The sequence below is a fragment of the uncultured Amphritea sp. genome (assembly GCF_937127095.1).
Taxonomy (GTDB): domain Bacteria; phylum Pseudomonadota; class Gammaproteobacteria; order Pseudomonadales; family Balneatricaceae; genus Amphritea.
In genome coordinates, this window is the sequence record NZ_CAKZLP010000039.1 from 1 (window position 1) to 7,741 (window position 7,741).

A 7,741-nucleotide genomic window follows, 5' to 3' on the forward strand; every position below is an offset into this window, starting at 1 on the left:
TTGTTGTGATTGCTGGATCTGAACATCTTAATTCCGCACTCATCACAACGTAAAACACCCTGCTGGCCTGCCCCGGGTTCACCCAGAACCAGGATGCTTTACGTTGTGCCCGACAGATCACTGGATAGAGTGCCGGGCTGCTGATCAGAAGCGCCAACCCACCTCAAAAGATGAATAAGCCGCTGCCAGGTAATCCCCAGAACCACTACCAATGCCGTCGTTATTCGGCCGATAACTGTTCGTTACCTTCGTTCGATACGAATCACCGAAGCCGTCTGGCGAACTGTCTGCGATCATGACAGGTGGATGTGAGTACAGAGCAGCAACAGGTGCCGTACCTGCATCAAGGTCAGATGCCTGATACACAGCATCCGTAAAACCACCAGCAGGTGGGGAATAATCGATATCAGCCAGCGCTGGCATCGAAAGTGCAGCCGTTAAGGCCAGAGCAACACAGAGAAAAGCTTTCTTCATGTTTATCTCCTTTGGGTTAATGGAATGATTTCCACAATCAGGGGCGAACCCCAGCACCCACAAAGCCCCAGTTAAGGGGCTGAATAGACTTTTTAAACAACACTCATCGAATGCTGTTTAAAAAGGACCGGTGAAGGGTCAGCCGGCCAAGGTGCTAAACGCGTTATGTCCGTTAGGACAGGGTCTGTCCGTTTGGGCGGTGTTTTTTAAACCGCATCCTTTAAACTGTTATCAACGACTTCGGAATACAGGCGCTCAATGGCCTTTCCGGTCTCATAATCGGTTCTGGCGCCGTTCTCAATGCGACTTACCGTCGGCTGAGTGACATTAATTCGCTCAGCTATCGCTGGTCCTTTCAGTCCAGACAAACGGATTTTCTTAATCATTTTTTGAAGCGATGTCATTGGATCACCAAGTCTGATGCACAGTTATGATAGACATAATAATACGCTAATGTATTAACTAGCAATACCTAAACGTATTTTTATATATGGTTAAATTCGTAAATAATACGCATATGAATACAAACGCCGAGATAATAGCCAGAAACGTAATTGCTTTAATGAAGGAGCGAGGGATAACTACGCCCACTGAATTAGCTAGAATTAGTGGACTTAACCAGCCAACGGTTCACAGGATATTGAAAGGCGAATCAATGGACCCGAAGCTTTCAAACCTGAAAGCCCTGGCGAAAGCTCTAGGCGCTCATTACTGGCAGCTAACTGAAAACTCAGAAAGTGCAGGTGTAATGGAAAACCTCAATGACAACGCTTACGATGCCAGCGGCAATCCGGCTAATGTTTTTGAGGATTCTTCAAAATTCACAAACATAGCATTTCTCGATATAGAGTTGGCCGCAGGCAGCGGCTTTTGCGCTGATCAGGAAAGGACACAAGATTTGATACCCATATCTAAGGACTGGATATTCGAGAACAATTACAGTGAATCATCACTAAAGGCTGTCACCGTCCGGGGTGATTCAATGTCGCCTCGCATACAGGACGGGGACATTCTGTTGATAAACACAGCAGATAAAAAACCCAGATCTGGCAATGTATACGCCATCGCCGTCGATGATGAGCTTAGAGTCAAACGCTTGGTCAAACGCATGGATAACAGCTGGATTATCAGCTCAGACAACAAAGCGGATCTTTCATATGTTGACGAAGTGATCTCTTATAACAACTTCGAACAATTACGCATCATTGGACGAGCTGTAAAAGTGCTGATGGGAGACTTGTAGCAGTATTTAACTGATATTGGCAGGCTGGCTGTATGAGCATTGATGCTTACCAGCAAGTCGCACTTTTAACTAGAGATGTAGACTCTCCTGTAATAATAATAAGTTTATCAACTGGAGGGTTTATGTAGCCGTCATCCACCGTCAGTATCTTATCGTTACTATCTTGAACAGAACAATGAACTTTACGACTAGAATCCGTCCTTAAAATCACATGAATAGAGATGGGGCTATTTTGGTAAACTCTCTCAATCGAAAGCCCATTCACAGGCGCAGGCTTAGTTTTTGGAAGACTCCCCTTTTTATGATAATCATCATCAAATAAATCTAATGGTGGGTTTGCCATTCTAGACCCGGTCTCGTCGTGAAAAGTTATACGCCTAGAAAATTTCGTTTCAACTAAGAGTTTGAACGTCTCCATATCTAACCCGATCTTGTCCAGACATTCGCTGCTTGGGTCTGGCTGTAATGCTAGATACCTCATACATGTTCTGAAGTCATCAACTTTGATGAAAGTAAATTCACCATCAAGACGATGCACAACAACTTCTGCAACATTAGATGCAGACGCTTGAAAAGCATACATAAAGATCAATAACGTTAAATAGCGCATAGAATTTACCCGTGATGCCACCAGATACGAATGCGGGTGACGATAAGCCACACCAGACTAAGAAAGCAAACCGCCGGGGCGATGATACTAGGTTCTGGATTAGGGCTAGATGACGCCATAAACACCCACAGCAGCGAAACCACCAGCAGCGTCATACTGATAGCTGAATGGGCTTTAAGCCGTTTAGCGGTTCCCTGTGTCGTTGTCAGCGGTGTTTTAAGTGCAGCCACATCAGACGCGGATGATATAGGGCAGCCGCAATTAACACACGCCGGAGCCCTGTCCGAAACATTGGTACCGCAATCTGGACATTTAACTAAAGCCATAACTTCACTCCTTGAATAGACAATCCAACTCTAGCAGCCGAACTTTATTTTTAAAAATACGCTTGCGTATATAATTGCTATGCGTTAACGTATATATAAATACGACAGCGTATAGGCATAAGCCATGAACACAACAACACCACACATCAGCATCAACCTCAACTTAGCCGCCAGCCTGGGCCTGACAGAGCGACAGGCAGAAAGCGCCGCCTGGGCCGCTGAAGGCAAAGTAGACGAAGAGATCGGCATGATCATAGGTCGCACGGCCCGCACGGCTAAAAGCCACATCATTAACGCTATGCAGCGCACCGAAACCCACACCCGCGCTCAACTGGTGGCCATGATGTTTATTAATGGCGTGTTCACTGCCAAACAATCAGTCGTTGCGCTGGTGGTCTGCATCTGCATTTTCACTACCACCGCTGCAGGTTTCGACAACGATATCGCCCGCCGGGGTCGCACCCGCCGAGGCCGTGACTACGCATCACTGGAAGAAGCTAACGACATTCCAGAGTTTCTGGATAAACAGCTATTCAAACTGAAAGGACACTACGCATGAATATCACCGACAAGGTTTTGCAGATTCAGCAGCTGGCGATGGCGATATCAGACGCGAACATCGCCATTGTCACCACTGATTATTTCGGCAGCACAAAGAGCCTCATGGTTAAAGCCTACCCCATCGGTACCTTTAATGTGCAGGGGCGCGATATCGTCACGATTCTGAATGAAGACATCGACCTGCAGCCCACTCGGTGGATCACGGAAGAGCATATAAACCAGCAGCTGGATCACACCCTGCTGCAGCTACACCTGATCAAGTCACCCGCCAGCAGCCAGGGGCAAGCCGCATGAACGCTGAATATCTATTCCTGTTTTTGCTATACGCGGGGTTGATTCTTAGCGTGGCCCTGATCGCAACCGGGCTGGTGCTGGTGGGCTACGCGATCAAAGGCGCGGTCACCGGCACCGGTGTTATGAACGAAATACGGCCCATCATCAGCGGATATGAGTAAACAGTCAGGGCCAAGCCTGAACATACAGCTGCCGCCCATGAAACGGTGCGACACCTGCAACGGCCATGGCGAAGTAAAAGGCGTGTTTCACCAGATGCAGTGCGACGCCTGCAACGCCACCGGGGTGCTGCATAAAGACACCGGTGAACAGATAGACACCAGCCTGGTGATGATAGCCATGCGCCGGGTGATTAAACAGCAGCGACTCACCATTGAATCGCTCAAAAAAAACCAACAGCCGCACGACCCATACGGGGATCTGAAAGAGAAGAACGGCGGCAAGTTCAGGATGGATTAACCATGAGATACATCGTCACACACAAACTCTGCGGGGCCTGGCTGGGAGACATCACCCTAAGCAAGCCCGATTTTAACCGCGCTGTATCACGCGCACGGGCCACTTGGCCTAACAACCCAGTCCACGTAACAGAGGCAAAATAACCATGGCCAGAGGCGTTAACAAAGTCATCCTCATCGGTAACCTGGGCAACGACCCAGAAACCAAATACATGCCCAGCGGCAACGCGGTCACCAACCTGACCATCGCCACCAGCGAAAGCTGGAAAGATAAACAAACCGGCCAACAGCAAGAGCGCACCGAATGGCACCGAGTGGTGTTCTTCAACCGCCTGGCAGAGATCGCGGCTGAATACCTGAAAAAGGGCTCAAAGATCTACATTGAAGGCAGTCTGCGCACCCGTAAATGGCAGGACCAGTCCGGACAAGACCGGTACACCACCGAGATCGTCGCCAGCGAACTGCAAATGCTCGACGGGCAAAACAACAGCCAGCGCACCAATAACCAGTCGCAATACCCAGAAGCGCAACAGGCACCCGCGCAGCGGTCCAGCAACCCGCCACCAGCGCCAAGCCCTGACGACTTTGATGATGATATCCCGTTCGCGAATCCCTTCAAGGGCATGGAGTACATGATTTAAAGGGCATCAACCAGGCAGCCGAGCAACTGCAAAAACAACTAAACAGGACTAAACCCATGTTCTTCAAAAACGCAATTTTCTACCGTCAGACCTCACCCATCGGTGACAACTTCCCCGTAGCGCTGGAAGATAAGTTATTCACACCTTGTTCAAGTCAGGAACTTAGCCGGGTGGGCTGGGTGCCACCGGCTGATCTGTTCGATGAGCCGTTCCGCACCATCGACGGCGCAACTCTGATCTGCATGCAGAAAGAAGAGAAGATAATCCCCTCCTCTGTCATCCGCCAGGCGCTCGACACCCGGGTAAAGCTGATCGAAGACGAGCAGGCCCGTAAGGTTTACAAAAAAGAGAAAGATCAGCTCAGAGACGAAATCATACTCGACCTGCTGCCCCGGGCATTCAGCAAGTTCAAGCGCACCCACGCCATGATCCTCAGCACCGGCTGGGTAATCGTAGACGCCAGCAGCCACAAGCAAGCTGAAGAGCTCCTGAGCCACCTACGCAGCCTGCTGGGGTCGCTGCCTATCGTGCTCCCCGATGTTAACAATTCGCCCTCAGCCGTGATGACACACTGGCTCAGCGATGCCGCCAGCCGACCTGCAGGGTTTGTCCCGCTGGATCAGTCAGAGCTTAAAGATTCAACCGCTGAAGCCGGTGTCATCCGCTGCACCGGCCAGGATCTCGAATCAGAAGAGATCGCCGGGCACCTCACAGCAGGCAAGCGCGTCACAAAACTGGCCATCGAATGGCAGGAAGCCCTCAACTTCACCCTGACCGACGACCTCACCATTAAGCGCCTACGCCTCAGCGACCAGCTAAAAGAGGAAATGGACGGACTGGAACTCGACGAAGCCCACCAGCAATTCGACGCCGAACTGCTGCGAATGAACCGCGAATTCGACCGACTCCTCCAGGCAATTATGGAAGCCTTCGGCGGCGAAGTCACCCGGTTACCCAAACAGACAACAGCGTGAGGACAGGGAAATGAAAACTGCAAACATCAAAAAAATCGAACTGGATGCCAATCTACTCAGAGCAGCGACACCGTTCAGCGCAAAATCAGACCCGCGCTACTATCTACACGGAATCTATCTTGACTCCGCAGGCTATATTACCGCCACGAACGGGCACGTCATGTTTAGAGCACCATGCCTAGAAGCAAAAGAACTGCAAGAATCCCTGATCATCAACATAAAAGGCACCATTCCAGCAAAAGCAACAAAAGGCATGATGACGCTGATCGAAGGCGAAAAAATAGGATTAATCGAATTCTATAACCCTATTTCAGCGGCCAGTCACTCAACTCATGAGCATCGCGCTTTTGAAATCATCGACGGCAAATACCCAGACGTTGAAAAAGTTATACCTACCGGTGACCCAATCCCCACACCATTTATCGGCATAAACCCAGACTATGTATCACTAGTAAGCAAAGCCGAAAAAGCCTTAGGCAACAGATACTCGAACGCCATTTTTAAGTTTCGCGGAAAAAACACCGCCATTGAAGTCAACATAAAAAATCATGATTACAACGCATTAGTGATCATCATGCCCATAAGAATTGAAGAAGACCAGCCAGAACAAGCCGCATGACTCCCCTCGCCGCCGTCCTGCTACTCGCCGCTTCGATGGTGGCAGTCACAGGGGCCAGGCTTTGGGCAATGGAAAAGATACTGAGGAAAGATAGATAATGTTCATACCAACAGCAAATACCTACTTCAGCGGCATGGGTATAGGTGATGCAGGGGTTATCCGCGCTGGCGTTAAGATCGGGCAGTCTTTCGAGCTGGACCCGGTAGCCTGCCAGGTTTACCGCGACAACCTTGGCGATCACATGCACCAGTGCGATCTGTCAGAGCAACTTGTACTTGAGCAGGACAGCTGCGATGCAATGGGCTTTACATACCCCTGCACAAAATACAGCGCTATCGCAGACATTCACGGCACCCGCACAGGCGATGAGTTATATCTCCACGCCCTGCGCCACTTGGCAATTGCGCAGCCAGAAATGTTCTGGGTAGAAAACGTTCCAGGGCTGCGGAAATTCCCGGTCGTGATGGAAGCCATGACCAAGCTTCCGCAGTATTACATGCAGGTATTTTGCCCCATTAAATCCAGCACATGGCTGCCACAGAACCGGGACCGGCTGATCATACTGGGCAGCAAGCAGCAGTTTAACTGGCGACCACCCGAGGGCCATAAGCGCACCCTGCTGATCGATATACTCGAAACGGATCCACAAATCACGCTACCCAAGGCCATCGCAACCCGAATGAGCGGAGGCTACCGGGATCGCCCCATTATTTCAGACCCGGCTAAGGATGATATAGCGCCGACCTGCGTTGCTCACTACGCGAAGGATAAAAGCACACGACTAGTGAAAGACAAGCGGTTCCCGATGGGAGTGCGCCCCTACTCCGTCAGAGAGTGGGCGAGGCTTCAGGGTGTTGAGGATACCTTTAAGTTCAACTGTACCGACACAGCCGCCTACCGAGGCATAGGCAACGGCGTCTCTGAACCGGTAGGCCACTGGATAGGCTCAGAAACCATTCGCTACTTCAACCGCAACACAACAGCCGCCTAACCCAGAGGGAATAGTCATGAAACACCACGAACTAAAAACAGATCCCGAAGTATTCCAGATGTCTTGGGAAGGACGTAAGAGCTATGAGATCCGCTTCAACGACCGTGATTATCATAGCGGAGATTCTGCCCTGCTAAGAGAGACGCGATACTCCGGCGAAGAAATGAAAGCTGGCAAGCCGCTTGAGTACACAAACCGCGCCCTGGAATGCGTGATTAATGGCGTACTCTCTGGTTACGGACTTGACGAAGGCTGGGTGATTTTAAATATCGGCTATCAGCAAGGCGTGACAGGTGATCGGATTAGCGAACATGAGCGCTGGAGCCAGGTAGGACAGCAACAGCAGAAAAGCCAGCAGATCAGCGAACTGATAACTCTTAGTTCAAATTTGCAGCAGCAGGCAGAAGTCTGGGCGCAAGAAGCTCGATCAAATAGCGATACCGTACATGAGATATATACCTTGATAGGCCTTCATAAAGGCCCATGTAACGGCGCAGAGCCGGTGCGTGAATACATCAATCAGCAAGCCGCCCGCATCGCTGAGCTTGAA

14 protein-coding genes are annotated in these 7,741 nt (G+C 50.2%); 10 read left to right on the forward strand and 4 right to left on the reverse strand.

Features of this window, described 5'->3' with window-relative positions:
* Positions 1–144: 144 nt before the first annotated feature.
* A complete protein-coding gene (locus Q0499_RS08865; protein ID WP_299198395.1) occupies positions 145–474 on the reverse strand; it encodes a hypothetical protein in 330 nt (109 codons plus the stop codon).
* A 206-nt stretch (positions 475–680) separates the two neighbouring features.
* The gene (locus tag Q0499_RS08870) at positions 681–878 is read right to left on the reverse strand and encodes a helix-turn-helix transcriptional regulator (protein WP_299198398.1); all 198 of its coding nucleotides are present in this window, start codon (positions 876–878) and stop codon (positions 681–683) included.
* Between the two features lie 158 nt (positions 879–1,036).
* On the opposite strand from Q0499_RS08870, the gene Q0499_RS08875 reads away from it, so the two are divergent.
* Positions 1,037–1,717: a LexA family transcriptional regulator gene (locus Q0499_RS08875; RefSeq protein WP_299198425.1), complete on the forward strand. Its 681-nt coding sequence runs from the start codon at positions 1,037–1,039 to the stop codon at positions 1,715–1,717.
* Between the two features lie 46 nt (positions 1,718–1,763).
* Here Q0499_RS08875 and Q0499_RS08880 read toward each other — a convergent pair whose 3' ends face one another.
* Both Q0499_RS08880 and Q0499_RS08885 read right to left on the reverse strand, forming a co-directional pair.
* The gene (locus Q0499_RS08880) at positions 1,764–2,327 is read right to left on the reverse strand and encodes a hypothetical protein (RefSeq protein WP_299198401.1); all 564 of its coding nucleotides are present in this window, start codon (positions 2,325–2,327) and stop codon (positions 1,764–1,766) included.
* Positions 2,328–2,332: 5 nt separating this feature from the next.
* On the reverse strand, positions 2,333–2,653 hold the full coding sequence (locus Q0499_RS08885) for a hypothetical protein (RefSeq protein WP_299198404.1): 321 nt from the start codon (positions 2,651–2,653) through the stop codon (positions 2,333–2,335).
* A gap of 124 nt (positions 2,654–2,777) precedes the next feature.
* Between Q0499_RS08885 and Q0499_RS08890 the strand changes: the two genes are divergently transcribed.
* The 9 genes from Q0499_RS08890 to Q0499_RS08930 all read left to right on the forward strand — a co-directional run.
* Positions 2,778–3,212 (forward strand): helix-turn-helix transcriptional regulator, encoded by a 435-nt coding sequence (locus Q0499_RS08890; protein ID WP_299198406.1) that lies wholly within the window; start codon positions 2,778–2,780, stop codon positions 3,210–3,212.
* The gene (locus Q0499_RS08895; RefSeq protein WP_299198408.1) at positions 3,209–3,508 is read left to right on the forward strand and encodes a hypothetical protein; all 300 of its coding nucleotides are present in this window, start codon (positions 3,209–3,211) and stop codon (positions 3,506–3,508) included. Before Q0499_RS08890 ends, Q0499_RS08895 begins: the two co-directional genes overlap by 4 nt.
* On the forward strand, positions 3,505–3,669 hold the full coding sequence (locus tag Q0499_RS08900; RefSeq protein ID WP_299198410.1) for a hypothetical protein: 165 nt from the start codon (positions 3,505–3,507) through the stop codon (positions 3,667–3,669). Before Q0499_RS08895 ends, Q0499_RS08900 begins: the two co-directional genes overlap by 4 nt.
* Complete coding sequence (locus Q0499_RS08905) at positions 3,662–3,967, forward strand: hypothetical protein (protein ID WP_299198412.1); 306 nt, start codon at positions 3,662–3,664, stop codon at positions 3,965–3,967. Before Q0499_RS08900 ends, Q0499_RS08905 begins: the two co-directional genes overlap by 8 nt.
* 145 nt (positions 3,968–4,112) lie before the next feature.
* Positions 4,113–4,607, forward strand: a complete 495-nt coding sequence (gene ssb / locus Q0499_RS08910) for a single-stranded DNA-binding protein (protein ID WP_299198414.1) — start codon at positions 4,113–4,115, stop codon at positions 4,605–4,607.
* A 56-nt stretch (positions 4,608–4,663) separates the two neighbouring features.
* A complete protein-coding gene (locus Q0499_RS08915) occupies positions 4,664–5,581 on the forward strand; it encodes a recombination-associated protein RdgC (RefSeq protein WP_299198417.1) in 918 nt (305 codons plus the stop codon).
* A 10-nt stretch (positions 5,582–5,591) separates the two neighbouring features.
* A complete protein-coding gene (locus Q0499_RS08920; RefSeq protein WP_299198419.1) occupies positions 5,592–6,200 on the forward strand; it encodes a hypothetical protein in 609 nt (202 codons plus the stop codon).
* Between the two features lie 97 nt (positions 6,201–6,297).
* Entirely contained in the window at positions 6,298–7,191 is an 894-nt protein-coding gene (locus tag Q0499_RS08925) for a DNA cytosine methyltransferase (protein ID WP_299198421.1), read from the forward strand.
* A gap of 16 nt (positions 7,192–7,207) precedes the next feature.
* On the forward strand, positions 7,208–7,741 hold a 534-nt coding region (locus tag Q0499_RS08930; RefSeq protein ID WP_299198423.1), incomplete at its 3' end, for a DUF3850 domain-containing protein.